We start from the raw sequence: 26,653 nt of genomic DNA, 5'->3' as shown, positions 1-26,653 counted from the left end.
GTTCGTGCACGGCTCGGCGCGCGCACCGTGGCTACCGTGGTCGTCGTGAACCCGGTCGCGCGTCTCCGCAGCTCCAGTCGCACGCCGTTCCTGCAGGTCGTCAAGACCGCGGTCGCGGTGGTCGCCGCCGTGCTGCTGTGCCGGGTGCTCATCGACGGCCCGTTCCCGACCTTCGCCGCGATCGCCGCACTGCTCGTGGTGCAGCCGAGCATCAACCAGTCGTTCGTGAAGGGACTCGAGCGCAGCGCCGGGGTCGTCCTCGGGGTCGTGCTCGCCACCGGGTTCCACCTGCTGCTCGGCGACACCGTGTGGGTCGTCCTGCTCGTCATCGTGCTCGCGATCCTCATCGCGTGGGCGCTGCGGCTCACCCCGACCTCGGCGACGCAGGTCGGCATCAGCGGCATGCTCGTGCTCACCGCGGGCGTCGTCACGCCGAACTACTCGGCCGACCGGATCCTCGAGACCGTCCTGGGAGCGATCGTCGCCCTCATCGTGAACGCGCTCATCGTGCCGCCGGTGCTGCTCGGTCCGGCGCACCTCGCGGTCGCACGGCTCGCCCGGGACACCGCCGCCGCGTTCGAGCGGGTCGCGATCGGGCTCACCGAGGGGTGGGACCAGGACCGCTGGCACGAGGCGCTCCTGCAGGCCCGGGCGCTCCGGCAGCAGCACGCCCGCGCCGAGGCCTCGCTCACCGCGGCCCGGGAGTCCCTCACGATGAACCCGCGCGGCGGCCGGCACCGGACCGTCCTCGACGAGGACATCGTCGTGGCCGAACACCTGCGTGTGCTCGTCACCCGGGTCACCGGCATGACCCGGGCGATCCAGGACAACACGGCGCCCGACCTCCGGGCCGACCCCGTCGTCGGGAGCATCGCCACCGAGGTCGCCCGGATCGCTGCCGACGTCCGGGCGCTCAGTGCCCGGGTCGCCGCGAAGGAGGTGCCCGTGTCGACCGCTGCGTCCCCTCGGCCCCGGTGGTCGGTGCCGACGTCGCCGCAGCACGACGAGGACGTCGCGGAGCCGGCACTCACGGCGCCGCTCGAGGTGATCCGGCCGAACTCTCGGCACTGGATCCTGATCGGGGCGCTGCTCGAGGACATCCGGCGCGTGCGCGAGGAGCTGCTCGGCGAGGACGACTGACGCGGAACGTGGGCGGGCGCGTGCGCACTCGTGGCGCGTCAGCGTGCGGCGGATGCTGCCTCGGCCGCCGAGTGCACGATGTCGTCCCAGATCGTCGCCGTCGGCACGGTCGAGTCGCTCGAGACGACCTCGACGCTCGCGAACCGGCTGATCTCGGCCACGACGGCATCGGCCCCCGCGGCACGAGCGGCGACGCTCGCGATGTCCGGGACCGCCGCCCGGAGCTCGGCGACCACACGGTCGCGGCTGTCGTCCTCCATGTCGCCGAGCACGCCGATGCCCTTCCAAGCGGCGTCGAGCTCGGCACGCAGACGGACGAGGGCCGGGTGTTCCGGCATGTCGTTCATGGTGCCCCCACTGTGGACGTGACGTCGGGTACGCCGCTTCCGGTGCGCGAGCATAGCAACGAAGCAAGCAGTCCTCACGTCCCACGAACGGGGGACAGACCGTTCTACCTGTCCGACCGCCGTGACTGTGACGAGATTCAGCGAGTTCAGCCGTGGGATCTCCCGCATGTACAGGTTCGATGCCACGATGGGGTCGAGGAGGTCGCTATGCGCCTGTTGGTGGTCGAGGACGATGACGAGATGCGCGCGCTCATGGAACGTGGGCTCGCGGCAGAGGGGTACCGCGTCACCGCGGTCGAGAACGGGGTCGAGGCACTGATCGCGCTCGGCGACCAGGCGTTCGACCTGGCCGTCGTGGACGTCATGATGCCCGGCATGTCCGGCTTCGAGCTCGCCCGACGCATCCGCGAGCGCGAGGACCCGGTCCGGATCCTCCTCGTGACCGCGCGGGACGCCGTCGACGACCGCGTGTTCGGCCTCGACGCCGGCGCCGACGACTACCTCACGAAGCCGTTCGCCTTCGCCGAGCTCACCGCTCGTCTCCGCGCCCTCGGCCGTCGCGAGTCCGCCGGCGCCCCGCGCACCATCGAGGTGGGCGACGTCGCGATCGACTCCGAGGCCCGTCGCATCCTGATCAAGGGCCAGCGGGTCGCCGTGAGCCCCACGGAGTTCGCGCTCCTCCGGCTGCTCGCACGGTCGGTGGGCACCGTGGTCGACCGCCCGAAGATCCTCGAAGAGGTCTGGGACGGCTCGCAGCACGTCGACCCGAACGTCGTCGAGCAGTACATCTCGTACCTCCGCAAGAAGCTGACCTCGCACGAGGCGACGGTCGCGATCTCCACCGTACGCGGCCGCGGCTACCGGCTCGATCTGCTCGGGGCGTGACCGGTTCCGGGCGTGGCCTGATCCGTTCGCTGCGGAACCTGTCGCTCCGCGCTCGGATCACCATCGGGTCCACGGCGATCGCGGCGGTGGTCATCGTGCTGCTCGTGCTCGTCATGCGGTTCCAGGTGGTCAGCGTCGTCGCGAGTGCCACGCGCACCCTGCTCGACGCGGACGCCGACCCGTACGTGGCCACGCTCGAGGTCGACAGCGACCCCGACCTGTCCCCGCCCGGCAACCTCCAGCTCGTCGCCGTCGTGTCGCCCTCGGGCAAGATCGCGTTGTCGACCATGCCGACGAAGGTCGAGCGGGCCCTCGGGAGCCTGACGTCGACCAAGGCCGGCACGTCCGTCATCAACGTCTCCGGATCCCAGTACCGCGTCGTCGTCGAGCACCCCGTCAACCAGGCGGGTCGGTGGACGGTCGTGGCGGCCCGCAACTCGCAGGCCGAGGCGATCGTCGTCGACGACCTGACCTCGACGCTGTCGCTCACCGGGCTCGCGATCCTGGTCGCGTTCGGCGTCGCCTCGTGGGTGCTCGCGACCGCCGCCCTGCGCCCGGTGAACCGGATGCGCCGCGAGGCCGAGCGCCTCTCCGTCGCCCCCGAACGCGCCGAGCTGCCGGTCGGTCCTGCCCAGGACGAACTCGCCTCGCTGGCGACGACCCTCAACGCCTTCCTCGCCCGCACGCGCCAGGCCACCGAACGCGAGCGCCAGATGGTCTCGGACGCGAGCCACGAACTCCGCACGCCCCTCGCGATCCTGACGACCCAGCTCGACCTGGCGTCCCTCGACGGGGACGACGCGGCCGCCCTCGCCGCCCACATCGAGCGCGCGAAGCTCAGCGTCGCGCGGCTGTCCCGCCTGGCGAACGACCTGCTCGCGCTGTCCCGCATCGAGGAGTCCGAGCGCCGCGAACAGGACGGCGCCGAACAGCAGCCCACGGGCTGGTCGGACCTCGGCGACGAGGTCATGAGTGCCGTCGACCGCGTCCGGCTCATCGCGTCCGCCAAGGACATCACCGTCGACTTCGACCTGGAGTCCCCGGTCGCCGTCGGGGGTTCCGGCCCGGGCATCGGCGGCGGCACCGTGGAACCGCGGTACCGGCTCGACACCGGTGGCATGGCGCAGCTCGTCACGAACATCGCCGGCAACGCGGTCTCGGCACTCCCCCGCGGCGGCGGCGTCTTCGTCTCGTGGCGCAGTGCCGGCGGCGAGGGGATCCTGCAGGTCACGGACGACGGCCCCGGCGTGCCGGAGTCGTTCATCCCCGTCGCCTTCGACCGGTTCACCCGCCCCGACGAGGCCCGGAAGTCCCGCCCGAACCCCGACCCCGCGACCGGCACGATCCCCTTGCCGGGTGGTTCCGGACTCGGGCTCGCGATCGTGCGGGCCGTGGCGGAGCGGGCTGGCGGGACGGCGTCGCTCCGGAACGTGCGGTCCGGCGGGCTCGAGGTCACGATCCGCATCCCCGAGGTGCAGTAGCCGGTCGGTCACTGGAAGTCCCTCGACCGGGTGCGGACCGACAGGGACAGCTGTTCGATCCGGTCGGCCACCAGGTTCACGACCCCGTCCGGCGACCGCTCGAGGATCCCCCGCACGATCACGGCCGGCGCCTCGCGCGCGACCCGTCGGTACCGCCCCCACACGCCGACGCTGCAGATGACGTTCACCAACCCGGTCTCGTCCTCGACGTTCATGAACGTGATGCCGGACGCCGTCGCCGGACGCTGCCGGTGCGTCACGATCCCCCCGACCTCGACCCGCCGTCCGGTCTCGGCCGTCGCGGTGTCCTGGACGCTGAGCACCCCGCGGGCCACGAGGCCGCCACGGACGTGCCGCACGGGATGGTCGTCCGTCGTCATCCCCGTCGACCACATGTCCGCGATGAGGACGTCACCGCTGGTCATCTGCCCGAACAGCGGCGGCTGCACCGTCACCTGGGTGTCGGGCAGCTGGTCGGGACGCTCGGCCGCGGCCTGTGCCGCCGACCACATCCCACCCCGCCGGTCGACCCCGATCGACGCGAAGGCGTCGGCGGCAGCGAGCGCCTCGAGCTGCGCCGTGGTCAGGCCGACACGGCGAGCGAGGTCGGACATGTCGGTGAAGGGACCGTGGGCGTCCCGCTCGGCGACGATCTTCTCGGCGCTCTTCCGGCCGAGCGAGGAGACCTCGGCCAGCCCGAGGCGGACCGCGAAGGCGCCGTCCCGCCGGTGCCGCGCCGTGTCGTCGGGCGTGGCCTTGTCGAACGGCAGCACCGGGGGCTGTTCCTCGGCCAGGCAGTGGTCGTGACCCGTCGCGTGGACGTGCGCCGCGCCTCCTGGACCACCGGCGGCGTCGTCGTCGTCGTCGGCGTCGGCGTCGTCGTCGTGCAGCGGCTCCAACGTGGCGTCCACGCCGGACCGCAGGATGTCCGGTCGCAGGACGGTGACCCCGTGCCGTCGGGCGTCGGCCACCAGGGTCTGGGGTGAGTAGAACCCCATCGGCTGCGCACGGAGCAGCGCGGCGAGGAAGGCTCCGGGGTAGTGCAGCCGCATCCACGCGCTCGCGTAGACGATGAGCGCGAAGCTGATGGAGTGGCTCTCCGCGAAGCCGAAGTTCGCGAACGCCTGGATCTTGGCGTAGATGGCGTCGGCGTCCTCGCCGTGGATGTCGTTCGCGGCCATCCCGGCGTAGAGCTTCTCGCGGAGCCGGTCGATCTTCTCGTGCCCGCGCTTCGACCCCATCGCACGCCGGAGCAGGTCGGCGTCGTCCCCCGAGCACCCGCCCACCGCGATCGCCATCTGCATCAGTTGTTCCTGGAAGAGCGGGACGCCGAGGGTCCGCTCGAGCACGGGTTCGAGCGACGGGTGGATGTACGTGATCGGCTCTTCGCCCGTGCGCCGCCGGATGTACGGGTGGACTGCGCCGCCCTGGATCGGCCCGGGGCGCACCAGGGCGACCTCGATCACGAGGTCGTAGAAGCGTCGCGGCAGCAGTCGGGGCAGCGTCCCCATCTGCGCTCGGGACTCCACCTGGAACACCCCGATGGTGTCCGCGCGGCACAGCTGGTCGTAGACGCCCTGTTCCTCCTTCGGGATGGAGTGCATGTCCCACCGCTCCCCGCAGTGCTCGTCGGCGAGGTCGAACGAGTACTGCAGCGCGGCGAGCATGCCGAGCCCGAGCATGTCGAACTTCACGAGGCCCATGTAGGCGCAGTCGTCCTTGTCCCACTGCAGCACCGTCCGACCGTCCATGCGGGCGTGCTCGATCGGCACGACCTCGCCCACGGGCCGGTCGGTGAGGACCATGCCGCCGGAGTGGATGCCGAGGTGCCGGGGGAACCCGAGCACCTGCTGCGCCATGTCGACCACGGTGTCGGGGATGTCGTGGTCTTGGCTCTCGGTCACCGAGCCCCAGCGTTCGACCTGCTTCGACCAGGCGTCCTGCTGCCCGGGGCTGTGGCCGAGCGCCTTCGCCATGTCCCGCACGGCGCCCTTCGGCCGGTAGGTGATGACGTTCGCGACCTGTGCGGCGTTGAACCGGCCGTACTTCTCGTAGACGTACTGGATGACCTCTTCACGCCGGTCGGAGTCGAAGTCGACGTCGATGTCGGGTTCCTCGTCGCGCATGGCCGACAGGAACCGTTCGAACGGCAGCCCGTAGCGGATCGAGTCGACCGCGGTGATCTCGAGCAGGTAGCAGACCGCCGAGTTCGCGGCCGAACCGCGGCCCTGGCAGAGGATCCCGCGCTCACGGGCGTACTGCACCATGTCCCGCACGATGAGGAAGTAGCCGGGGAAGTCCTTGTCCTCGATCACCGAGAGCTCGCGCTCGATGCGCTCGCGCTTCTGCGGGTCGACGCCGTCGGCGCTGCCGGGGTAGAACCGGCGGGCACCGCGCCAGGTCAGCTCCCGCAGCCAGGACATCGTGGTGTGTCCGTCGGGGACGTCGATGTCGGGCAGCCCGGGCTTGACCGTCTTCAACCGGAACCCGAGCTCGTCGGCGAGTTCGACGCTGTGCTCGACCGCCCCGGGGTAGCGGGCGAACCGCCGGGCCATCTCCGCCCCCGAGCGGAGGTGTGCCGTGGGTGCCGCCGGCAGCCACCCGTCGATCTCGTCGAGACTGCGGCGGGCACGGACCGCGGCGAGCGCCGTCGCCACCGGGAACCGGTCCGGGGTGGCGTAGTGCACGTTGCCCGTGGCCACCGTCGGCAGTGCGTGCTTCGCGGCGAGGGTGGCGAGGGCGTCGTTCCGGGCCGTGTCCATCGGGTCGCCGTGGTCGGTGAGCTCGACGACGACCCCTGCCGTGCCGAACCGGTCGAGCAGGACGCGCAGGGCGTCCTCGGCCGCGGACTCGCCCCCGCGCTCGAGTGCCTGCCGGACGGCCCCCTTGCGGCACCCGGTCAGCACACGCCAGTGCCCGTCCGACCGTGCTGCGAGGTCGTCGAGGTCGTACCGGGGTCGACCCTTCTCGGCGCCGGCCGCCAGGTGCGCACGCGTGACGGCGCCGGCGAGCCGGTGGTACCCGTCCTGCCCGTCCGCCAGCAGGAGCAGGTGCGTGCCCTCGGGGTCGGGCACGCCGTTCTGCGGTTCGGTCAGCCCGAGGGACAGCTCGGTGCCGTACACCGTGGCGACGGTCGGGTAGGCCTCGGCCACCTCGGCCATGCGCGCGGCACCGTAGAAGCCGTCGTGGTCGGTGAGGGCGAGCCCGTGCAGGTGCAACCGAGCGGCCTCTTCGAAGAGCTGTTCCGGGCCGCTCGCGCCGTCGAGGAAGCTGAACGTCGAGTGCGCGTGCAGCTCGGCGTACGGCACGACCGGCACGTTCGTGTCGTCGGCCACCGGCGGGGTCGTCGGCGCGTAGGGCTCGCGCTTGCGGGACCACGCGGGGCTGTCCCCGCCGTCGCCGTCGTGCGTGCTGCCGGGGCTCCGCTTGTCGGACAGCGCACGTTCGAACTGGGACCACGGGATCGGCGGGTTGCTGTACCCCATCAGTGTTCCCCCGTCCGGGCGGTCACGTCGCCACCGCCTCGGCCCACCACCGGTGGTCGGCGAGCACGAGGTACCACGCACGGCCGTCGGCGTCGACGAGCTGCAACCGGTGGAGTCGGCGTCCGCCGGCCTCCCACCAGCGCACGACGAGCGGCCACGGTCCGGCCCACGCGGTCACGGCGTCGAACCGGCCGCCACGCTCCCCCTCGGCACGGAACCGTTCCGGGACCCCGGTGAGGACGCCGCGGTCGTCGACGTCGACGGTGCCGCCGTCGCCGGTGACGACGTCCACCGGGCGCGGACGGTCGAGCACGGTCGCCGGCGGCGGACCGGGAAGCTTGCCGGGCCACGGGCGGTCGCGGACGGTCGCCAGCGCACGCTCGCCACCGGCGGGAGCGTCGCCCCACGGCACGAGCACCACGCGTTCGGCCAGGGTGCGCCCGCCGCCGATCCGTGGCGTGACCACCCCGTCGTGCCCGACCAGTCCCTGCACGCGGGCGAGACCGTGGTGCACGCGTTCGTCCGGTCCGGTCCCCCAGAGCCCGCGTTCGTGGTTCGCCATGTCGTCGACCGCGACGGGCTCGAGCACCACCTGGACGACCGGCGCCTCGAGCCCGGTCGGGTCCACCCCGCCGGCGAGCTGCCAGCGCACCCGGTCCACCACGTCGGCGGCGTCGAACCACCGCGGGTGCACCCACGTGCGCTCGAGCAGGATGTCCCGCTCGTCGACGATGCCGACCCGGATCGTGGTGGCGACGAGTCCGGCTGCCCGCAGGCGTGCGGCGAAGTCGTCGGCGGAGCGACGGAACGCGAACGCGATCTGGTCGGCACGGTCGAGCGGGGGTTCGAACGACGCCTCGACCCGGAGTTCGGGCGGGACCGCGCGCGCCGCGACCGCTCGCGGGTCACGACCGCCGGCGAGCCGGTGCAGGAACGCCCCGGCGAGTCCGAACCGGTCGCGCACCTGTTCGTCGGCCAGCGCGGCGAACTCGCCGAGGGTCTGGATGCCGAGGCGCCCGAGCAGCATCGCGAGGTCGGCGTCGCCGAGCACGCCGAGCGGCAGCCCGGCCAGGAACGGCGCCGAGCCGTCGACGGGCACGATCCGCACCCGCTCCCCCGGACGTGCCGGGCGAGCCCGTGCGGCCTGTTCGGCGGCGAACGGGGTGTCCGCGACGCCGGCGCGCACCCCTGGAGCACCGTGGTCGGCAGCGATGCCGGCGAGGGTCGCCGCGGCGGCTCGTTCTCCGCCGTAGTACCGGGCCGGCCCGCGGGACCGCAGCGCGAGGGTGCCCGGGCGGAGGACCTCGACACCGGGGACCGCCGCCTCGATCGCGCGGATGACCGGTTCGAACGCCCGGTGGTCGAGCGCGTCGTCGTAGGGCTGCACGACGAGCTCGGGGCAGCGTGCCTGTGCCTCGCGCACGCGGAGCCCACGGACCACGCCGTGCTGCCGAGCACTGGCGGAACTGGCGTACACCTGGCCCTTCACCACGAGGGCGAACGGGTGGTCCGGCGGCGACCCGGCAGCGCGAGCGGCCGCGATCACCGGCCAGTCCGGGCACCACAGCACGATCGTCCGGGTCGGCGGAGGCTCGGGCAGCGCCCCACCGCGGGCGAGTGCGTCGGCTCGGATCGACCGCGCATCGGGCACGCCCGCCGCACCCGCGCCGGCCCCGCGTCCGGCGAGGGCACCGGTGACCCGGGACCCGGTCGTCCGGGTCCGGCCGCCGCCACGGGGGCTCACGACGCCACCGCCACGGGACGCAGCACGGGTGTCGTCCGGCCGGGGCTGGACGCCGCAGCGGTGGGGACGGCGGCCCGGACCGTGCCGTCCGCCGCGGGCAGCAGCAGGTCGGCGTCCACCGGTCGCCCCGCTCCGGCACGACCGGACGCCGACACCGTGACCCGTCGTTCCGTCAGGAAGCCGTGCCCGACCCCGATGCCGCTCCACTCGGACCGGGTCACCCGCAGCGAGACGTCGGCCCCGGGCCAGGACCCGAGCGCGACGAGCGCCCCACCACGCTGACGCAGCCGTGCCGACAGCCGGGAGACGTCGCCCGGCACCACCCGACCGAGCGGACGGGTGAGGACGATCTGGGCGACGTCCGCCAGCGCGGCCGTCACGGTGAGCCACTGGTCACCCGGGTCCGGTACGAGCACGAGCCGTTCGAGGTCGATGCCGGCCGCGGCCGCTGCCTCGACCCCGAAGGACGGCACCCCCACCACCGCGCACCAGGCACCGGCGGCCGAGGCTGCCTGCAGCATCGTCATCGCGAGGAGCACCGACTCGTGCACCGAGTAGGACCCGCCCACGCGGATCGCGCCACCCGGCAGGAGCGGTGCGAGCGCCTCGGCCGTGGGCAGCCCCTCGGTGTCGACCCGGGTGGACTCCATCTCGGCCACACGCGACCGCAGCGAGGTGATCCGTTCGAGTGCGGCGCGGGCGTCACCGAGGTGGTCGACCCGCCGCACCGGCCGGGCAGGACCGGGCCGCCCGGTCGGCTCTCCGTGAGCCCCGGGCGATCGGAGTGCCGCCGCCGTCTGCATGCCCTCATATTCGAACATGTGTTCGATGATGTCAATCGGGTCCGACATCCTGTGGACAGTTGCTTCGAACACGCGTTCGACACGCCGTGTGAGCGGTGGATCAGCGCCCTGTGGAGGAGCGACCCGGCACCGCTGCCCGACGATCCGCCGTCACCAGCGGGCGACGGCCCCCACACCGGCGAGCACCGAGCGCGTCTTCGTCTCGACCTCGTCCGCTTCGTCCGCGGCGACCGACGACCACGTCACCGCGCCGCCGGCACCGAACGACCGCGACCGCACCGTGCCCCGGTCGTCGATGACCGTCACCAGTGTGCGGATCACCACCGACAGGTCGACCGCGCCGCTGGCCGAGAAGTACCCGATCGCACCCGAGTACAGGCCGCGAGGCCCGTCCTCGAGCCGATCCGCGATCCCCATGGCACTGATCTTCGGCGCGCCGGTCATCGACCCCGGCGGGAAGGCGGCGTGCACCACGGCTGCCCGCGACGTCCCCTCTGGCAGGACCGCACCGATCGTCGACACCATCTGGTGCACGCTCGCGTACGTCTCGACGTCGCAGAGCCGGTCGACGTGCACCGACCCCGGTACCGCCGTCCGGAGCAGGTCGTTCCGGAGCAGGTCGACGATCATGACGTTCTCGGCTCGGTCCTTCGCGCTCACGGCGAGTCCGGCACGGACCGCTTCGTCCTCCACAGGGTCGTCGGAGCGCCGACGGGTCCCCTTGATCGGCTCCGCGGACACCCTCCCGGACGCATCGATCCGCAGGAACCGCTCAGGAGAACGGCTCGCCACGCGCAGCGGGCCGAGCCGCAGGTACGCGCCGAACGGGACAGGGTCCGCCGCGCGCAGCCGCAGGTACTCGGTCAGGTGGGGGTCCGTGGCGGGGGCCCGCCGCGCCTCCTGGACCGGCGGCACCGCGAAGGCGGTGGTGAGGCACACCTGGAACGCGTTGCCCGCACGGATCTCCGCGCGGCACGCGTCCACCGCCGTCTCGTAGGCGGCGCGCGTGACGCGCCCGGTCGCCGGAGCGGGGCCCGGGAGGAACGGGGCCACGTCGTCGACGTCGACCTGCGTGACCGGGGCGGTCACCCTCTCCAGCCATGCGCGGTTCCGCGCGCTGGCCTCGGGTTCCGCATTGCTCGCCAGGGCGAGTGCCCAGGCGTCACCGGCGGCGTCGACGACCACCGCGCGGTCGACGAACCGCAGGTCCGCGTCCGCGTGCCCCTCGGCCGTCCGGTCGACGCCGCCCGACTCGCGACCGAGCTCGTAGCCGAGGAACCCGACCCAGCCGAGCGCGAAGCCGCAGCCCGCGACCGGTTCCGGCAGCACCGGGGTGCGCGCGAGCAACTCGGTGAGGACCGCGAAGGCGGGTCGGTCCGATCCCTCGGCGGTCGCGACGCCCCCGAACCACGATCGGGACGCCGGGGTCGTCTCGACGAACGCCCGTCGCGTCTCGTGCCGGAACCGCGCTGCGAACGGGCCGTCCGTCAGCGCCAGGACCGACCACCGGGCACGGGCGCGCGCGGTCGGGGGCGAACCGGCCGGCAGCGAGGAGTCGAGCCAGACCACGTCGGCGCCGGACGCGGCGGCGAGGGCGCCGAGGTCGGGAGTCGACGGCAGCCGCCGGACCTCGATCCGGGCGGACGCGGGTGCTGCCGTCAGACCGCCGCGATCGTCCACGAGGCCGCCGACGAGGACCCGGGCTCGAGCACGACGAGTCCCGCGTCGGACCCGGCGTTGAAGGCGTCCGGCGCACAGGTCATCGGCTCGACCGCGAGACCCGCACGGTGGTACTCCGGCACGACGTGGTCGGCGGTGTGCACCTGCGCCCAGCCGCACTCCGGGCCGAACGAGGCACGGACACCGCGGCCGTCGGCGGCGGTGAGGACGATCGTCGCGATGCCGTCGGCGTCGCGGCCGAACCCGGTGAAGGCGTGGTCGATGAACCGGTCGCCGATGCGCGTCGCGGAGCGCAGGTCGAACTCGTCGTGCACCGGCGCGAGGCCCGTCGGGACGAGGCGGTCCTCGGTGACCTCGAGCACCTCGGCCGCCGGCAGCGTCAGGGTCCAGTCGTCGACACGACCCTCGCCGGCGACGAGGTACGGGTGCGGACCGGTCCCCCACGGTGCCGCGTCGGCACCGGTGTTCGTGCCGGTGATCGTCGTGTGCAACCCCTCGCCGTCGACGCGGTACTCGACCAGTACCTCGACGCGGAACGGGTACCCGTCCTGGGCGGGCACCGTCGTGGCGAGGACCGCGCGGTCCGGTTCGTGCGCGACGATCCGGAAGTCGGTCCAGGCGACCAGTCCGTGCAGCGCGTGCTGTCGCTTCGGCTCGGTCAGCGCGAGCTCGTGCTCGGTCCCGCCGAACGTGTACTTCCCGTCGACGACCCGGTTCGGCCACGGCGCCAGGACGGCTCCGCGGAAGGCCGGGCGGACCTCGTCGGCGTCGAACGGCACGACCAGGTCGCGTCCCTCGTACCGGAACGTCCGCAGTGTCGCCCCCACCGAGGCGATCTCGGCCGTGTAGCCGCCGGCGGTGATCGTCAGGGCGGAACCGGACAGGGGTGCGTCGCTGCTCATGCGCTCAGCGTACTGGGGACGCGGGAGCCGGATCGCCTCGGGCGCGCGTCCCCGGAACGAGAAGACCCCCGCGGTTCCGGAGAACCGCGGGGGTGAGGGTGGATCTGAGGGGACTCGAACCCCTGACCCCCTGCATGCCATGCAGGTGCGCTACCAGCTGCGCCACAGACCCGAAATGTTGGTGTTCCCACCGACTTCAGTGTGCCTCCGTTCCCCGGAGGCACCATAGAAGCGTACACCATGCGAACGCCGGGTGACGAAATCGTCGCCGCCACCCGGGCGCGTCGCACCTACGCGGTGTGGTCCACCGGGAGCTCGAGCGGGATGGTCGGGCAGTCCGACCAGAGACGCTCGAGCGAGTAGTACTGACGGTCTTCTTCGTGGAAGACGTGCACGACGATGTCGCCGAAGTCGATGAGGACCCAGCGGCCCTCGCTCCGGCCTTCACGACGGAGCGGCTTGGCCCCGGCTTCGAGGAGGCGCTCTTCGATCTCGTCCGCGATGGCGAGCACGTTGCGCTCGTTCCGGCCGGTCGCGAGCAGGAACACGTCGGTGAGCTGCAGCGGCCCGGTCACGTCGAGGGCGACGAGGTCCTCGGCCTGCTTGGCGTCGGCCGCCTGGGCGGCGATCTGCACGAGTTCCACTGCGCGTGAGGAGGCGGTCACGGATTCCTTCCGGTCGATCGACCTGGCAGGCTGCCGGATCGCTTGATGGGTCACGATCATAAGCCACCCACCGACACACGGCCAGGCCGTGCGCGGTGGGGAGGACTCAGAACGTGTGGGTCGTGACGAGGGCCACGATGATGACGGCTGCAGCGGCGACGCCGACGGCACCGACCGTCACGCCGAGGATGAGCGGCGTGCGCGACTCCTTCGGCTTGGCAGCCGCGAGGACGACCTGCCGCGTCGAGGTGTGGCTCGACACCGCACGGCTGGCACGGACCGGGCTGGCGTCCGTGTCGGGCTGTTCGTCGTGCTGCTCGAGCAGACGGTCGACCTCGGCACCGTCGATCGGCCGGTGCGACCCGGTCGAGGACAGCGACGCAGGCAGGTCGATCGAGCCGGTGAGGATGACCTCGCCCGTGGCGTTCAGCGCACCCGTCGGGTCGGCGAGGGCCGAGTTCGGCAGGATGATCGCGTTCGTGTTGGTCACGGCGACGCGGCGCGTGCCGGTCTCCTCGTCGTGGACCTCGGCGTCGTTCGAGTCGTGCGCCTGCTGCGACCAGTGGCCGACGGGCGGCTCGAACGCGGTCGTGAGGGGCTTCGGCTCGGCCGGACGCTGGAACGAGGCCGGCACCCGGGGGGCGTCGGCGTCGCCATCGGTGTCGCCGGCGGACGACGGCGCGCCACTCGACGTGGGCGCCGAGGCAGCACGCGCGGGCTGGGCGGCGTTCTGGACCGGGACCTCGTTCGTGTCGTCCTCGTCCAGCGAGAGCGGGAACACTGCCGGCGTGGAGGACTGGATCGGGGTGCGCTGCGCCGTGGCGGGGACGTCCGTGGTGCCCAGCGTGTCCGGAGCGTCCGGCGTGCCCGGCGCGTCCGAGTCGGCTTCGGTGTCGGACGGCTCGGTGGCCTCGGGTGGAGCCCAGGTCGACCGGTGGCGACGCGGCTCTTCGCTGTGGGCGGCGGCTTCTTCGAGGGGCTCGACCGCGTCGGGCGATCCGTCCGCCTCGGTCGCCTGTGCCACGGCCGCCTGGTCGAGCACGACCGTCTCGGCCGAGGGCTCGGGGTCGACGGAGGACTCCTGCGCGAGCGGCTCTGGCTCGGCGGTCGACGTGCCCGTCGCGGCCGACGTGCCCGTCGCGTCCGTCGCGCCAGGGCGCTCCGGTCCACCGTGCAGGGCGTCGACCGAGCCGAGGACGTCCTCGACGGTGCGGTCGGACGACTGCGGGGTCGGGTTCTGCAGCGGGACGGGCTGGATCGCCTGCCCCTCGGCCGCACGCAGCTGCCGGATCTGCCGACGGGTGAGTCCACCCGAGCCGGGGACGATCTCGGTCGCCGAGGCCGGGGGCATCGACGGCTCACCGGAGCCGGCGGACGACGGCGACGAGGCCGACGACGGCACGGCGGACTGTGCGGGTGCGCCGGGGGCGGGAGCGACGTGGCTGCCGGGACGGTGGCGCACTTCCGGCTGCTCGGCCGGGGCGGCGACGGTCGGGGGCGGCGTCACGGGCTGCGCACCGCCCGCGGCGGCACGCTCCCGCTCGCGCGCCTGGCGCCGCGACAGGGGCGGCTGCGCGTCGGACGAACTCATGCAACGCTCCGATACAGATGGTGCTTGGAGATGTACTGGACGACACCGTCGGGGACCAAGTACCACACGGGGAAACCACGTCTCACCCGGTCGCGGCAGTCGGTCGACGATATTGCCAGCGCGGGAACTTCGAGCAAGCTTACGTCTCGTTCGGGCAGACCCGTGATGCTCAAGGCGTGTCCCGGACGTGTCACAGCGACGAAGTGCGCGAGGTCCCAGAGGCCATCATGGTCCTTCCAGTCGACAATCTGCTGGACGGCGTCTGCGCCGGAGATGAAGACCAGCTGCGCGTCGGGTCGCTGCTCGTGCAGGTCCTTCAGCGTGTCGACCGTGTAGGTCGGGCCCGGGCGGTCGATGTCCACGCGGCTCACGGTGAACATCGGGTTCGACGCCGTGGCCACGACGGTCATGAGGTAGCGGTGCTCGGCGTCGGTCACACCGGACTTCATGTACGGCTGCCCCGTGGGGACGAAGACCACTTCGTCGAGGTCGAACGCGCGCGCCACTTCGGACGCTGCCACGAGGTGGCCGTTGTGGATCGGGTCGAACGTGCCACCCATCACGCCGATGCGAGGCCGCCCCGTGCTCTCGAGCATGGAGTCGCGGGTCAGTACTCGGCGCGACCGAACTCGTCGACACCCGTCTCGTGGGTGCGCGTGGCCTCGAACTTGTGCGAGTGGCGGTAGGCCACGTCACGGAAGCTCCAGGTCACGAACCCGAGGAACGCGAAGAAGAGGGCACCGACGAGCGGGAACACGTACGCGGGGACCCCCGAGGCGTGCTCAGCGGCTTCTGCGAGGAAGGTCATTGATCCGATGCTCCGTTCGGTCGGGGGAATTCGCCGTTCAGTCTAGCCGCGGATCTGTCCCTGCCCGCGCACGATCCACTTGGTGCTCGTCAGCTCGGGCAGCCCCATCGGCCCACGAGCGTGCAGTTTCTGCGTGGAGATCCCCACCTCGGCACCGAACCCGAACTCCCCACCGTCGGTGAACCGCGTCGAGGCGTTCGCCATCACGACCGCGGAGTCGACCTCGGCCAGGAAGCGCTCGGCCGTGTCGACGTCGTTGGTGACGATCGACTCGGTGTGGTGCGTCGACCAGCGCGCGATGTGCGCCATCGCCGCATCGACGTCGGGCACCACCCGGACGGACAGGTCGAGGTCCATCGACTCGGTCGCCCAGTCGTCGTCCGTCGCCCGGAGCACACCGGGCACGAGCACCCGTGTGGCGTCGTCACCACGGAGCGTGACGCCCGCAGCCCGCAGCCGGTCGGCCAGCGCGGGCAGGAGCCGGTCGGCCGCCCGCTCGTGCACGAGGAGCGTCTCGAGCGCGTTGCACACGCTGGGCCGCTGCACCTTGCTGTTCAGGACGATGTCGATCGACCGGTCGAGCGGGGCCGACTCGTCGAGGAAGACGTGGACGACCCCGGCACCCGTCTCGATCACGGGCACCTGCGACTCGGTCACGACGGTCTGGATCAGTGACGCGCTGCCCCGCGGGATGAGCACGTCGACGAGCCCGCGTGCCCGCATCAGGTCGGTCGCGCCGGCACGCCCGAACTCGTCGATCGTCTGCACGAGTTCGCGCGGCAGCCCCGCCGAGGCGACGGCGTCCTGGATCCGGGCGACGAGCACCGCGTTGGTGCGCTGCGCCGCCGAGCCGCCCCGGAGCACGACCGCGTTGCCGCTCTTCAGCGCGAGGCTGGCGATGTCGACCGTGACGTTCGGCCGCGCTTCGTAGATCGCGCCGACGACCCCGAACGGCACCCGCACTTGGGAGAGCTGCAGCCCGTTCGGCAACCGCGACCCGCGGACGTGCTGCCCGACCGGGTCGGTGAGGCCGACGACGTGCTCGACCGCGGCGGCGAGGGCGTCGATGCGGACGGGATCGAGCCGCAACCGGTCCAGGAGCCCGGACGAGAGCCCGCTCTCCTCGCCCGCCAAGAGGTCCTCGTGGTTGGCCGCGACGATCTCGTCCGTCGCCTGTCGCACGCCCGCCGCGATCGCGAGGAGCGCCGCGTCCTTCACCGCGGTCGTCGCCGTGGCGAGGACCGACGCCGCGTCGCGCGCAGCGACGAGCTTGTCGGTCAGGGTCGGGGCGGATGCGGTCAGCGACATGGCTCGATTCTAGGCGCGGGGGTCCGCCACATGACGGCGGTCCGGCTGACCTGTGGAGGGCCCTGGAGGCGCGGCTCCTGTGGAGGAGTCAGCACACGCCCGCAGCGCCCGCACCACTCGGTCCGCGCGCCCCGCGAGCGGGCACGACACGCCGCAGGCGTGCCGCCGAGGTCGCGGAATCCGTCGCTCGGAGGCGCCGAGAGTGACGAACAATGCCCCCTCGGCGGACGTGAGCGGCGCGTCGCAGCCGACCCGCGCCTCCCGAACCGAACGAAACGAACCGAACCGAACGAAACGAACCGGAACCCCGTCAGCCCCGCGCCGCCGCCTCGAACCAGGTCCCGACCTGCTCCCCCGCCAACGCCCGCTCCACGAGCGCCGTCGCCGTCACGAGCACCGCCGTGCCGGCCTCCGCCGCGAGCCGCGCGGCAGCCACCTTCGTCCCCGCTCCCCCGGTCCCCACGCCCGCGGCACCGATCGACCCGAACGTGACCCCGGCGAGCTCGTCGCCGAACGGCACGTGGGTGATCGGCTCCGCGCCGGGCTGCTCCGGGGGCCGCGTGTAGAGCGACTCCACGTCGGACAGCAGCACGAGCGCATCGGCCCCGAGCAGCCGGGCCACGAGCGCCGCGAGCCGGTCGTTGTCCCCGAAGCGGATCTCGTGCGTCGCCACGGTGTCGTTCTCGTTCACGATCGGCAGCACCCGCAGCGCGAGCAACCGGTCGATGGCCCGCTGCGCGTTCACCCGGTGCGTCGGGTTCTGCAGGTCCCCCGCGGTCAGGAGGATCTGCGCCGCGACGACCGCGTGCCGGTCGAGTTCCTTCTGGTACCGGAACATCAGGACGTTCTGCCCGGTCGCGGCGGCGGCCTGCTGGGTGGCGAGGTCGTCGGGGCGGCCCTCGAGCCCGAGGAACGGGAACCCGGTGGCGATGGCGCCGGAGGACACGAGGACGACCTCGGTCCCCCGGGCGTGCGCTGCCGCGATGGCGTCCACGAGCGGGGCGATCTGCCCGGTGTTGTCACCGCTGACCGACGACGACCCGACCTTGACCACGATCCGCTTGGCACGCGGGATGTCCTCGCGCCGGGTGACGGGTCCGAGGTCGGTGCGTGCGGTCGTGTCGGTCATGCCGTGGTCAGTCCCTGTCGTCCCGGTCGGCTTCGGCGGGAGACAGGTCTCCGTCCTCCGCCCACAGCCCGGCGATGCGCTCCTGCTCGAGCTCGGCACGCGCCGCGGCCTTGGCGTCCATGCGCTCGAAGTACTCCTCGCGACGCTCGTTGCGGGTCGGACGCGAGGTCGCGCCGATCCGGGCGTCGGTCCCGCGGGCGCTCGTGATGAGTTCAGCGGTCGAGGTGAGCGTGGGCTCCCAGTCGAAGATCGTGCCGCCGTCGCCACCGATGACGACGGTGGACCCGGCGACGGCTCCGGCCTTGAACAGGCCGTCCTCGACGCCGAGCTTCGCCAGGCGGTCGGCGAGGTAGCCGATCGCCTCTTCGTTGGTGAAGTCGGTCTGCTGCACCCAGCGCTCCGGCTTCGCACCGCGGATGCGGTAGAAGCGGTGCTCCTCGCCGCCTTCGGCGCGGATGGTGAAGGGCTTGTCGTCGACCGCCTTGGGGCGGAGGACGATGCGCTCGGCCACCGGCTCGGCGGCACGGGAGGCGCGGGCCTGCTCCACGACGTCGGCCAGCGCGAACGTCAGCTCGCGCAGGCCCTTGCGGGACGCGGTCGAGATCGGGAAGACGCGGTAGCCGCGACCCTCGAGCTCCTCGCGGACGAACTCCGCGAGTTCGGCTGCCTCGGGCACGTCGACCTTGTTGAGCGCGATCATCTGCGGGCGCTCGAGCAGCGGCACCTGGCCCTCGGGGACCGGGTAGCGCTCGAGTTCGCCGAGGATGACGTCGAGGTCGCTGATCGGGTCACGGCCGGGGTCGAGCGTGGCGCAGTCGATCACGTGCAGGAGTGCCTCGCAGCGCTCGACGTGACGGAGGAACTCGAGGCCGAGGCCCTTGCCCTCCGACGCGCCCTCGATCAGACCGGGGACGTCGGCGACGGTGAAGCGGGTGGACCCGGACTCGACGACGCCGAGGTTCGGCGTGAGGGTCGTGAACGGGTAGTCCGCGATCTTCGGCTTCGCAGCGGAGATCGCGGCGATGAGCGAGGACTTGCCGGCGCTCGGGAACCCGACGAGGGCGACGTCGGCGATGGTCTTCAGCTCGAGGCTGACGTCACCGGCCCAGCCCTCGGTGCCGAGCAGCGCGAACCCGGGGGCCTTGCGCTTCGTGGTCGAGAGCGCGGCGTTGCCGAGACCGCCCTGACCGCCGGGGGCGATGACGACGCGCATGCCCGGCTCGGTCATGTCCGCGAGGACGTCGCCGTTCTCGTCGTACACCACGGTGCCGATCGGCAGCGGGAGCTCGAGCGTCTCACCGCTGATGCCGCTCCGCATGTCGCCCATGCCGGGCTGCCCGTTCTTGGAGGAGCGGTGCGGCGAGCGGTGGTAGCCGAGCAGGGTCGTCACCTGGGGGTCGGCGACGAGGACGATGTCGCCACCGTCACCGCCGTTGCCGCCGTCCGGGCCGGCCAGCGGCTTGAACTTCTCACGGCGGACCGACACGCAGCCGTTGCCGCCGTTCCCCGCGGTGAGGTGCAGGGTCACGCGGTCGACGAAGGTCGCCATGGGTCCACTCCTTGGTGTTGCAACGAAAGAACGGGAGGGGCGGGCACGTGGCCCGCCCCTCCCGCAGAGTCAGATCGTCGAACTGCTTACGCGTTGACGATGTTGACGACCTTGCGGCCGCCCTTGGTGCCGAACTCGACCGCACCGGCCGAGAGGGCGAACAGCGTGTCGTCGCCACCGCGGCCGACGTTGGCGCCCGGGTGGAAGTGGGTACCGCGCTGGCGGAGGATGATCTCACCGGCGTTGACGACCTCGCCACCGAAGCGCTTCACGCCGAGGCGCTGTGCGTTCGAGTCACGACCGTTGCGAGTGGAGCTCGCACCCTTCTTGTGTGCCATCTTCTACTCCCGCCTTACGCGATCGAGGTGATCTTGACGCGGGTGAGCTCAGCGCGGAAACCCTGACGCTTCTTGTACCCGGTCTTGTTCTTGAACTTCTGGATGACGACCTTCGGACCGCGGAGGTCCTCGAGCACCTCGGCGGTGACCGTCACGTTGGCGAGCTCGGAAGCCGCCGACGTGATCTTGTCACCGTCCACGAGGAGCACCGGGGCGAGGTCGATGTTGCCCTTGTCGTCGGCCTTGGCACGGTCGATCGTGATGATCGTGCCGACCTCGACCTTCTCCTGACGGCCGCCGGCGCGCACTACTGCGTAAACCACGTGGAAATCCTTACGTAACTCTGCTTGAGGGAAGTCTCGGGTGCCCACTTCTGCACGAGCGGTTCCCGGAGGGCCGGGCCCGATCGGCGACGCAGGCAGAACGGCCCGCTGACACCAGGGATCGAGAATACTCGATGCCCCCAGGTCCGGTCAAACGGCGACACACGTACGATTGCCGTGTGACCGTGATGATCGACCCGCCGACGTGGCCCGCACACGACACTCTGTGGTCGCACCTCGTCAGTGACACATCATACGACGAGCTGCACGAGTTCGCTGGACGCGTCGGTATCCCACGTCGTGCGTTCGACCACGACCACTACGACGTGCCGCTGTCGCGCTACGAGGAACTCGTCGCTGCCGGGGCTACGGCGGTCACCGGGCGCGAGCTGGTGCTGCGCCTGATCGGCAGCGGGCTGCGGGTCGCCCAGCGGGACAAGCACACGTTCTGAGCGCGCGGCCGCGCGCGCACGGTGCGAGATCCCGTGCTGGGTGCGACGGTCGTTCCCTCGCACCCATCCCGGCACCTGGCACGCGGCGCGGCGCGGTGGCGCGCGGCGGGCCAGGAGGCGCGGCGCACCCCCGCCCCGCCGGGCACCTCCCTCGGCGCGCGGCCGACTCCCGGGCGTGGCGTGGCGCGGCGGTGCGGCGCCAGCGCGCGTGGCGAGCCCGAACGACATCGCCGAGGTCGGACGACGTCGGGGACGTCGCACCGCCGCGGGCGCAACGGACGGCGCATGCAACCTGCGACAAGGTCGACGTCGGACGACCTCGACCATGTCGCATCACGTCGGCGCCCGGCACACAGCACGGCACATGGCCACGAACCCGCACGCGGCCGCTCAGCGGCTCAGCGCGGCGCCGGACCACCCCACGGGTTCGACGGGGGCTGCGGCGGCGCGTACGGCGGCACCTGGGCCCCCTGCGCCCCCGCCTGACCCTGCTGCGACGACGGCTGCACGGTCGCCGGCGGCACCGCGTCGGCCGGTCGGACCGTCCCGGGCGTGCCGGGTGCTCCGGGCGCACGACGTCCGCCGCGGGGCCGCCCGAGCCAGAGCCACGCCGCGGTCGACGTCGCGATGAGCATCAGCGTGAACGGCACACCGGACTGCAGCGGGCGGGTGACGACGTCGATGAGGAGCTGGGCGCCTCCGGAGCGGACGGCGCTGAACGTGCCCGTGAAGACCCCGACGAGCGCCAGGGCGATCGTCCCAGCGGCCCCGGCGAGCACGGCGCGGAGGAGCACCGTCGGCAGCGGGCTCCGTCGGTCGACGGGCGTGAGGAACGCCAGCGCGAGGAAGGCCCCGGCGTAGAACGGGAACGGCGTGGCGAACACCCCGGACACGAACCCGCCGACCAGGCTGCCGCCCGCGCCGTAGCTCGCGAACGGGTGCACCACGAACGAGGCGCCGAGCAGGCCGACGAGCCCCGAGACGAACTCGACGAGGACGATCGACACGACGGCGATGAGTGCGCCGGCCGTGTTCCTGACCGACGCTCCCGGAGCGAAGGCCCGACGCGGATCCGCCGGCGTCCGCGGTGGGCGCGGAGCCGGCGCGGACCCGCCGTACTGCGGCCCGCGGTACGGGCCGCCCTGCGGCGCACCGTACGGAACGCCGGACTGCTGCGGACCGCCGTACTGCTGCGGTCCCCCGTACGCTCCGCCCGGCTGCTGCGGGGCACCGGCGGGCGGCGCGGGCTGGGACCAGCCCGCGCCGTAGTACCCACGATCGTGCTGCGACCGCTGCGGATCGCCGGGGTTCGACATCGTCAGTTCCCCAGGATCACGGCGCCGTCGTCGGTGTCGTCACCCTCGGCCGTCGCCGGTGCGCTGATGCTCGGGGACGAGACGCGACGGGACCGCGAACGGCCCTGCCCCGGCTGCTTGGGCTCCGGGAGCGCCTGCAGCACGGAGTCGAGCAGGGACTCGGCGTCCCCGCTGACCTGGCGCGGCTCGCGCTTCGTGGCGGCGATCGGGATGTCGAGGATCGCGACCGAGGTCTCGGCCGGGGTCACCGGGGCGCTCGAGCTCACCCGACGGCGGGTCGGCGCCTTGGCCGGCGCGTCCTCGACGGCGGGGGCAGCAGCGACCGGAGCCGCCGCAGCCGGAGCGGCGTCAGCCGACGTGCCCTGCTCGGGCGCGGGCGGTGCATCGGGCGTCGAGGACGAGCCGGACGCGGTGTCCGCCGTCGTCTCGGGCGCACCGGCACCGCGGCCGCCACGACGACGTCGACGCTTCGAGCCCGACGACTGCTCGCCGTGCTCGGACTGCGACGCGCCGGTGTCCGGACCGGACTCCGCGGCGGGTGCCTCCGGAGCCGATGCCGCCGATGCCGCCGAACCCGCCGACACTGCAGAGGACGCCGAAGCCGGGGTCGCAGCCCCGTCGTGCTCCTCGTGTGGGATGGTCGATGCGGCGATCCGGGACAGCGCGCTCTTCACGTCGTCCGTGATCTGGTGCGCGTGCGACGAGCCGTTCGACGACGAACCGTTGCCGGACCCGCCGTTCGACCCGCTCCCACCGTTCGAACCGTTCCCGCCGTTGCCGGCCCCACCGCGGCTCTTGCGACGGCTCTTCGACGGCCCCGGGTCGGCGTTGTTGTCGTTGACCTTGGCGTTGACCTCGTCGAGGGACTCGCGGAGCCCCACGCCGATCTTCTTGCGGGTCATCTGCACGAGGCCGAGCGAGGTGACCTCGGCGACCTGGTGCTTCGTCCGGTCACGGCTGAGGCACTCGACGAGTCGACGCAGCACGAGGTCGCGGTTCGACTCGAGCACCATGTCGATGAAGTCGACGACGATGATGCCGCCGATGTCCCGCAGGCGGAGCTGGCGGACGATCTCCTCGGCCGCTTCGAGGTTGTTCTTCGTGACGGTCTCCTCGAGGTTGCCGCCGGACCCGACGAACTTCCCCGTGTTGACGTCGACGACCGTCATGGCCTCGGTGCGGTCGATCACGAGCGAACCACCCGAGGGCAGCCAGACCTTGCGGTCGAGCGCCTTCTCGATCTGCTCGTTGAGGCGGTACTCCTCGAAGGAGTCCGGGCCGTCGTAGATCTCGACGCGGTCCTTGAGGTCCGGCGCGACCGCGGTGAGGTACTCGTCGATCGTCTCGCGCGCCGCGGAGCCGTCGATGATGAGCTTGGTGAAGTCCTCGTTGAAGACGTCGCGGACGATCTTCACGAGCAGGTCCGGCTCGGAGTGGAGCATGACCGGCGCCTGGCCGTTCGCGACCTTCTTCTGGATCGCCTCCCACTGGCTGGTGAGCCGCTGCACGTCGCGGGTGAGCTGCTCCTCGGTCGCGCCCTCGGCGGCGGTGCGGACGATGACGCCCGCGTGCTCCGGGAGGACCTCCTTGAGGATCTTCTTGAGGCGCGCCCGCTCGGTGTCCGGCAGTTTGCGCGAGATGCCGTTCATCGAGCCGTTCGGCACGTACACGAGGTAACGACCCGGCAGCGAGACCTGGCTCGTCAGACGGGCGCCCTTGTGTCCGACCGGGTCCTTCGTGACCTGCACGAGCACCTTGTCGCCCGGCTTGAGCGCGGCTTCGATCCGACGCCCGTGGTTGCCGGTGTCGACCGAGTTCCAGTCGACCTCGCCCGCGTACAGCACGGCGTTGCGACCGCGACCGATGTCGACGAACGCCGCCTCCATCGAGGGCAGGACGTTCTGCACCTTGCCGAGGTACACGTTGCCGATGAGCGACACGTTGTGCGACTTCGTCACGTAGTGCTCGGCGAGGACACCGTCCTCGAGCACGCCGATCTCGATCTTCGAGGCGCTCGACCGGACGATCATCTGCCGGTCGACGCTCTCGCGGCGGGCGAGGAACTCGTCCTCGGTGACGACCTGGCGTCGACGGCCGGCATCGCGCCCGTCGCGGCGGCGCTGCTTCTTCGCTTCGAGCCGCGTCGAGCCCTTCACCTTCTGCGGCTCGGTGATGTACTCGACCTCGCGACGGCGGGGCTCCTGGTGGTCCCGCGGCTCGCGCGGCTCGCGGGGCTCACGGCCTTCGCGGTCGGCGCTCGTGCCGCGGCGACGCGACCGACGGCGTCCGCCGCCCTGCTCGTCGTCGTCGTCCTCGTCGTGACGGGGCGCGCGCTCGGGCAGGTCCGGCAGGACCGGGGCGTGGAAGATCAGGCTGAGCGTGCTCGTCGCCTTGGGGACGAACGGCTCGTCGACGGGCTCCGCCGGACTGGAGGCGCTGCTCGCGTCCGCCTCGACCGTCGCGGCCGGTGCGGCTGCGGTCTCGGTGTCGTCACCGGCCGTGATGACCGGCAGGTCGCCCGTGAGGGTGCTCACGTCGTGCGGCTCGTCGCCGCCGGCGGTCGCCTCGACGGCGACCGACACGGTGGGCGCCTCCGGCGCTCCCCCGGCTTCGGGCGCTGCGTCCGTCACCGCGAGCGTCTCCGCGCCGGCGTCGGTCGTGCCGTCCGCCGGAGACCCGGTCACCTGCTCGACGGGGCCGGTCTGCGCGGCGTCACCCCGTGCCTCCTGGCCTGCCGACCGGGCGCGCCGACCGCCGAACAGGCGGCCTCGACGCTTCGGTGCGACTTCTTCGTTGTTCGTGTTGTCGTTGTTCTGCTCCACCATGGACCTGGTGCACTCCTTGACCCCGCTCGCATCCTGTCCGGACGGCGGGAATTCTGTAGTTGTAGCGGGTGGCGACCACGCCCCCGCGTTCGCTGTCTTGTGACCGTCGCGTCGCGCGCGTCCCGGTCACGGTGCGCTCTCACCGCACCTGATCGTCCGGGCTGGGCCCGGAAAGCTTTCGTCGTCGTGCGGATGGCCGCACGACCTCCAGGGATTATCGCATGCCGCACCGGGAAAGGACCGGATCGAGCATGCGATGATGACGCCGTGAGCACGCCAGCACCTGCCGTCCGCCGTCCGATCGCCATGGGCGTCTTCCTCCTGATCACCGGTGCCGTCGGTCTGTACGGCGCCTTCCGACTGGTCATCGACGAGTTCGAGAAGTACGCGCACCCCCAGGCAGTGCTGTCCTGCGACGTCAACCCGTTCATCAACTGCTCCGACGTGATGGCCAGCTGGCAGGGGCACCTGCTCGGGTTCCCGAACCCGCTGCTCGGCGTCATGGGCTTCGTCGCCCCGATCGCCGTCGCGGTCATGCTCCTGGCCGGGTTCCGGAACGGTTCGCGCTGGTTCTGGATCGCGTTCAACGCGGGCGTGTTCCTGGCGTGGGTCTTCGTCACGTGGCTCTTCACCCAGACCGTCTGGTTCATCGGCGCGCTCTGCCCGTGGTGCATGCTCGTCTGGTCGATGACGATCCCGATGTTCTGGGTGTTCACGATCTGGAACGCCGCGCAGGGTCGCTTCGGCGCCGGCGCACAGCGGCTCGGCCGGACCCTGCTGCCCTTCTGCTGGGCGTTCCCGCTGGCGAACTACCTGTTCATCGCCGTGTCGATCCTCATCGTGTTCCCGCGGGTCCTCTCCTCCTTCTGAGCGCTTCTGAGCGCCCGCTGAGCGTTGCCGATGACGCGTCACCGAATTCCTGGGTCCTTCCCAGCCAGATCGGCCGATCGGCCCACCAGCACGACCTACGCTCGATGGCGATGAGCGAGAACGAGAGCAAGAAGGCCCGGCGGGAGGCAGCGCGGGAGCGCGCACGCCTCGCCCGCGCGAAGGAGCAGGCGCGTCGACGCCGCAACAAGACCCTGGGGATCAGCGGCATCATCGTCGGCGCGCTCGCGGTCGCCGCGATCGTCGTCGTGGTGGTCGCGAACTCCGTGCAACCTGCCGGCCCCGGGCCGAAGAACATGGCGAGCGACGGTGTGCTCCTGACGGGGTCGAACGGGCAGATCGTCCCCGTCACCACGAAGGCCACGCCGGAGGGCGGGAAGCCGACCCCGACGAAGCAGGACGACTCGGTCGCGAACATCACCGTGTACTCGGACTACATGTGCCCGTACTGCAACCAGTTCGAGACGAGCCAGATGTCCCAGATCCAGCAGTGGGTGAAGGACGGTTCGGCGACGCTCGAGCTGCACCCGTTCAACCTGCTCGACCGCGTGTCCCTCGGCTCGAAGTACTCGACCCGTTCGGCCGCCGCCGCAGCCTGCGTCGCGAACTACGACCCGGACGCGTTCCTGGCGTACAACACGTCGCTCTACGAGAACCAGCCGTCCGAGAGCACGCGCGGCCTCACGAACGACAAGCTCGCATCGCTGGCGAAGGCCGCCGGGGCGACGAACGAGAACGTGGCGTCCTGCATCACGGACCAGGAGTTCGCCGGGTGGGTTGCCGACGCGACGAACCGGGTGCTGAACGACCCGATCCCGAACTCGTCGCTCGACAAGGTCACCGGCACCCCCACCGTGATCGTCAACGGCAAGCAGTACAACGGGTCGCTCACCGACACGGACGCCTTCGCCGCGTTCGTGGAGCAGAACGGCGGGAAGGCGTAGTCCCGGCCGCTCCGGACGACGACGGCCCCCGCTTCCGATCGGAAGCGGGG

The 26,653-nt window shown here is 72.0% G+C and carries 23 protein-coding genes and 1 tRNA gene; 6 read left to right on the top strand and 18 right to left on the bottom strand.

Annotation, left to right across the window (positions count from 1 at the left end; genetic code table 11):
• The first annotated feature begins 45 nt into the window (after positions 1 to 45).
• Positions 46 to 1,140 carry an aromatic acid exporter family protein gene (locus J2X60_RS12955; RefSeq protein WP_092384860.1) on the top strand — a complete coding sequence of 365 codons (1,095 nt, stop codon included), beginning with the start codon at positions 46 to 48 and terminating at the stop codon, positions 1,138 to 1,140.
• 38 nt (positions 1,141 to 1,178) lie between these two features.
• Here the strand turns inward: J2X60_RS12955 and J2X60_RS12950 are convergent, their stop codons facing one another.
• Positions 1,179 to 1,487: a hypothetical protein gene (locus J2X60_RS12950; protein WP_070416541.1), complete on the bottom strand. Its 309-nt coding sequence runs from the start codon at positions 1,485 to 1,487 to the stop codon at positions 1,179 to 1,181.
• 207 nt (positions 1,488 to 1,694) lie between these two features.
• Between J2X60_RS12950 and J2X60_RS12945 the strand changes: the two genes are divergently transcribed.
• Complete coding sequence (locus J2X60_RS12945) at positions 1,695 to 2,372, top strand: response regulator transcription factor (RefSeq protein WP_070416542.1); 678 nt, start codon at positions 1,695 to 1,697, stop codon at positions 2,370 to 2,372.
• Positions 2,369 to 3,853 carry a HAMP domain-containing sensor histidine kinase gene (locus tag J2X60_RS12940; RefSeq protein ID WP_309888019.1) on the top strand — a complete coding sequence of 495 codons (1,485 nt, stop codon included), beginning with the start codon at positions 2,369 to 2,371 and terminating at the stop codon, positions 3,851 to 3,853. Before J2X60_RS12945 ends, J2X60_RS12940 begins: the two co-directional genes overlap by 4 nt.
• An 8-nt stretch (positions 3,854 to 3,861) precedes the next feature.
• Here J2X60_RS12940 and J2X60_RS12935 read toward each other — a convergent pair whose 3' ends face one another.
• The 15 genes from J2X60_RS12935 to rplU form a co-directional block, all read right to left on the bottom strand.
• A complete protein-coding gene (locus J2X60_RS12935) occupies positions 3,862 to 7,338 on the bottom strand; it encodes an error-prone DNA polymerase (protein WP_309888017.1) in 3,477 nt (1,158 codons plus the stop codon).
• Positions 7,339 to 7,360: 22 nt separating this feature from the next.
• Positions 7,361 to 8,971, bottom strand: a complete 1,611-nt coding sequence (locus J2X60_RS12930) for a DNA polymerase Y family protein (RefSeq protein ID WP_396127801.1) — start codon at positions 8,969 to 8,971, stop codon at positions 7,361 to 7,363.
• Positions 8,972 to 9,078: 107 nt separating this feature from the next.
• Entirely contained in the window at positions 9,079 to 9,903 is an 825-nt protein-coding gene (locus tag J2X60_RS12925; protein ID WP_309888014.1) for a hypothetical protein, read from the bottom strand.
• 132 nt (positions 9,904 to 10,035) lie between these two features.
• Positions 10,036 to 11,565, bottom strand: a complete 1,530-nt coding sequence (locus tag J2X60_RS12920) for an anthranilate synthase component I family protein (protein WP_309888012.1) — start codon at positions 11,563 to 11,565, stop codon at positions 10,036 to 10,038.
• The gene (locus J2X60_RS12915; RefSeq protein WP_309888010.1) at positions 11,544 to 12,467 is read right to left on the bottom strand and encodes an aldose 1-epimerase family protein; all 924 of its coding nucleotides are present in this window, start codon (positions 12,465 to 12,467) and stop codon (positions 11,544 to 11,546) included. Before J2X60_RS12915 ends, J2X60_RS12920 begins: the two co-directional genes overlap by 22 nt.
• Before the next feature lie 99 nt (positions 12,468 to 12,566).
• Positions 12,567 to 12,639, bottom strand: a tRNA-Ala gene (locus J2X60_RS12910).
• Between the two features lie 118 nt (positions 12,640 to 12,757).
• A complete protein-coding gene (rsfS, locus tag J2X60_RS12905) occupies positions 12,758 to 13,132 on the bottom strand; it encodes a ribosome silencing factor (protein WP_070416546.1) in 375 nt (124 codons plus the stop codon).
• A 106-nt stretch (positions 13,133 to 13,238) separates the two neighbouring features.
• On the bottom strand, positions 13,239 to 14,723 hold the full coding sequence (locus J2X60_RS12900; RefSeq protein ID WP_309888008.1) for a hypothetical protein: 1,485 nt from the start codon (positions 14,721 to 14,723) through the stop codon (positions 13,239 to 13,241).
• Complete coding sequence (gene nadD, locus J2X60_RS12895; RefSeq protein WP_022907294.1) at positions 14,720 to 15,319, bottom strand: nicotinate-nucleotide adenylyltransferase; 600 nt, start codon at positions 15,317 to 15,319, stop codon at positions 14,720 to 14,722. Before nadD ends, J2X60_RS12900 begins: the two co-directional genes overlap by 4 nt.
• 11 nt (positions 15,320 to 15,330) lie before the next feature.
• On the bottom strand, positions 15,331 to 15,531 hold the full coding sequence (locus J2X60_RS12890) for a hypothetical protein (protein WP_309888006.1): 201 nt from the start codon (positions 15,529 to 15,531) through the stop codon (positions 15,331 to 15,333).
• A 42-nt stretch (positions 15,532 to 15,573) separates the two neighbouring features.
• Positions 15,574 to 16,839 (bottom strand): glutamate-5-semialdehyde dehydrogenase, encoded by a 1,266-nt coding sequence (locus tag J2X60_RS12885; RefSeq protein ID WP_070416549.1) that lies wholly within the window; start codon positions 16,837 to 16,839, stop codon positions 15,574 to 15,576.
• Positions 16,840 to 17,149: 310 nt separating this feature from the next.
• Positions 17,150 to 17,968: a glutamate 5-kinase gene (gene proB, locus J2X60_RS12880; RefSeq protein ID WP_254789344.1), complete on the bottom strand. Its 819-nt coding sequence runs from the start codon at positions 17,966 to 17,968 to the stop codon at positions 17,150 to 17,152.
• 7 nt (positions 17,969 to 17,975) lie between these two features.
• Entirely contained in the window at positions 17,976 to 19,517 is a 1,542-nt protein-coding gene (gene obgE, locus J2X60_RS12875; protein WP_309887998.1) for a GTPase ObgE, read from the bottom strand.
• A gap of 86 nt (positions 19,518 to 19,603) precedes the next feature.
• Positions 19,604 to 19,855, bottom strand: coding sequence for a 50S ribosomal protein L27 (rpmA, locus tag J2X60_RS12870; RefSeq protein ID WP_070416551.1), 252 nt, complete (start codon positions 19,853 to 19,855; stop codon positions 19,604 to 19,606).
• 14 nt (positions 19,856 to 19,869) lie between these two features.
• Positions 19,870 to 20,178, bottom strand: a complete 309-nt coding sequence (gene rplU / locus J2X60_RS12865; protein WP_022905369.1) for a 50S ribosomal protein L21 — start codon at positions 20,176 to 20,178, stop codon at positions 19,870 to 19,872.
• 188 nt (positions 20,179 to 20,366) lie between these two features.
• Here rplU and J2X60_RS12860 point away from each other — a divergent pair, with 188 nt between their 5' ends.
• Entirely contained in the window at positions 20,367 to 20,630 is a 264-nt protein-coding gene (locus J2X60_RS12860) for a DUF4031 domain-containing protein (protein ID WP_229085138.1), read from the top strand.
• 398 nt (positions 20,631 to 21,028) lie between these two features.
• On the opposite strand, the gene J2X60_RS12855 is transcribed toward J2X60_RS12860, so the two are convergent.
• The gene (locus J2X60_RS12855; protein WP_309887996.1) at positions 21,029 to 21,946 is read right to left on the bottom strand and encodes a hypothetical protein; all 918 of its coding nucleotides are present in this window, start codon (positions 21,944 to 21,946) and stop codon (positions 21,029 to 21,031) included.
• A gap of 2 nt (positions 21,947 to 21,948) precedes the next feature.
• Entirely contained in the window at positions 21,949 to 24,771 is a 2,823-nt protein-coding gene (locus J2X60_RS12850) for an Rne/Rng family ribonuclease (protein ID WP_309887994.1), read from the bottom strand.
• A 267-nt stretch (positions 24,772 to 25,038) separates the two neighbouring features.
• Between J2X60_RS12850 and J2X60_RS12845 the strand changes: the two genes are divergently transcribed.
• Positions 25,039 to 25,641 (top strand): vitamin K epoxide reductase family protein, encoded by a 603-nt coding sequence (locus tag J2X60_RS12845; RefSeq protein ID WP_229085097.1) that lies wholly within the window; start codon positions 25,039 to 25,041, stop codon positions 25,639 to 25,641.
• Positions 25,642 to 25,751: 110 nt separating this feature from the next.
• Positions 25,752 to 26,603 carry a thioredoxin domain-containing protein gene (locus tag J2X60_RS12840; protein ID WP_175473612.1) on the top strand — a complete coding sequence of 284 codons (852 nt, stop codon included), beginning with the start codon at positions 25,752 to 25,754 and terminating at the stop codon, positions 26,601 to 26,603.
• Positions 26,604 to 26,653 lie beyond the last annotated feature (50 nt).

It is taken from the genome of Curtobacterium sp. 320 (assembly GCF_031455235.1).
GTDB lineage: Bacteria > Actinomycetota > Actinomycetes > Actinomycetales > Microbacteriaceae > Curtobacterium.
Note: the sequence above shows the minus strand (reverse complement) of the source record. Positions and strands in the feature narration are given on the sequence as shown.

Coding starts and splice junctions, on each gene's coding strand:
- J2X60_RS12950 (WP_070416541.1), bottom strand. CDS start 1,487: ATGAACGACATGCCGGAACACCCGGCCCTCGTCCGTCTGCGTGCCGAG.
- J2X60_RS12850 (WP_309887994.1), bottom strand. CDS start 24,771: ATGGTGGAGCAGAACAACGACAACACGAACAACGAAGAAGTCGCACCG.
- J2X60_RS12885 (WP_070416549.1), bottom strand. CDS start 16,839: ATGTCGCTGACCGCATCCGCCCCGACCCTGACCGACAAGCTCGTCGCT.
- obgE (WP_309887998.1), bottom strand. CDS start 19,517: ATGGCGACCTTCGTCGACCGCGTGACCCTGCACCTCACCGCGGGGAAC.
- J2X60_RS12935 (WP_309888017.1), bottom strand. CDS start 7,338: ATGGGGTACAGCAACCCGCCGATCCCGTGGTCCCAGTTCGAACGTGCG.
- J2X60_RS12945 (WP_070416542.1), top strand. CDS start 1,695: ATGCGCCTGTTGGTGGTCGAGGACGATGACGAGATGCGCGCGCTCATG.
- nadD (WP_022907294.1), bottom strand. CDS start 15,319: ATGCTCGAGAGCACGGGGCGGCCTCGCATCGGCGTGATGGGTGGCACG.
- J2X60_RS12900 (WP_309888008.1), bottom strand. CDS start 14,723: ATGAGTTCGTCCGACGCGCAGCCGCCCCTGTCGCGGCGCCAGGCGCGC.
- J2X60_RS12860 (WP_229085138.1), top strand. CDS start 20,367: ATGATCGACCCGCCGACGTGGCCCGCACACGACACTCTGTGGTCGCAC.
- J2X60_RS12840 (WP_175473612.1), top strand. CDS start 25,752: ATGAGCGAGAACGAGAGCAAGAAGGCCCGGCGGGAGGCAGCGCGGGAG.
- proB (WP_254789344.1), bottom strand. CDS start 17,968: ATGACCGACACGACCGCACGCACCGACCTCGGACCCGTCACCCGGCGC.
- J2X60_RS12925 (WP_309888014.1), bottom strand. CDS start 9,903: ATGTTCGAATATGAGGGCATGCAGACGGCGGCGGCACTCCGATCGCCC.
- J2X60_RS12855 (WP_309887996.1), bottom strand. CDS start 21,946: ATGTCGAACCCCGGCGATCCGCAGCGGTCGCAGCACGATCGTGGGTAC.
- J2X60_RS12915 (WP_309888010.1), bottom strand. CDS start 12,467: ATGAGCAGCGACGCACCCCTGTCCGGTTCCGCCCTGACGATCACCGCC.
- J2X60_RS12890 (WP_309888006.1), bottom strand. CDS start 15,531: ATGACCTTCCTCGCAGAAGCCGCTGAGCACGCCTCGGGGGTCCCCGCG.
- rpmA (WP_070416551.1), bottom strand. CDS start 19,855: ATGGCACACAAGAAGGGTGCGAGCTCCACTCGCAACGGTCGTGACTCG.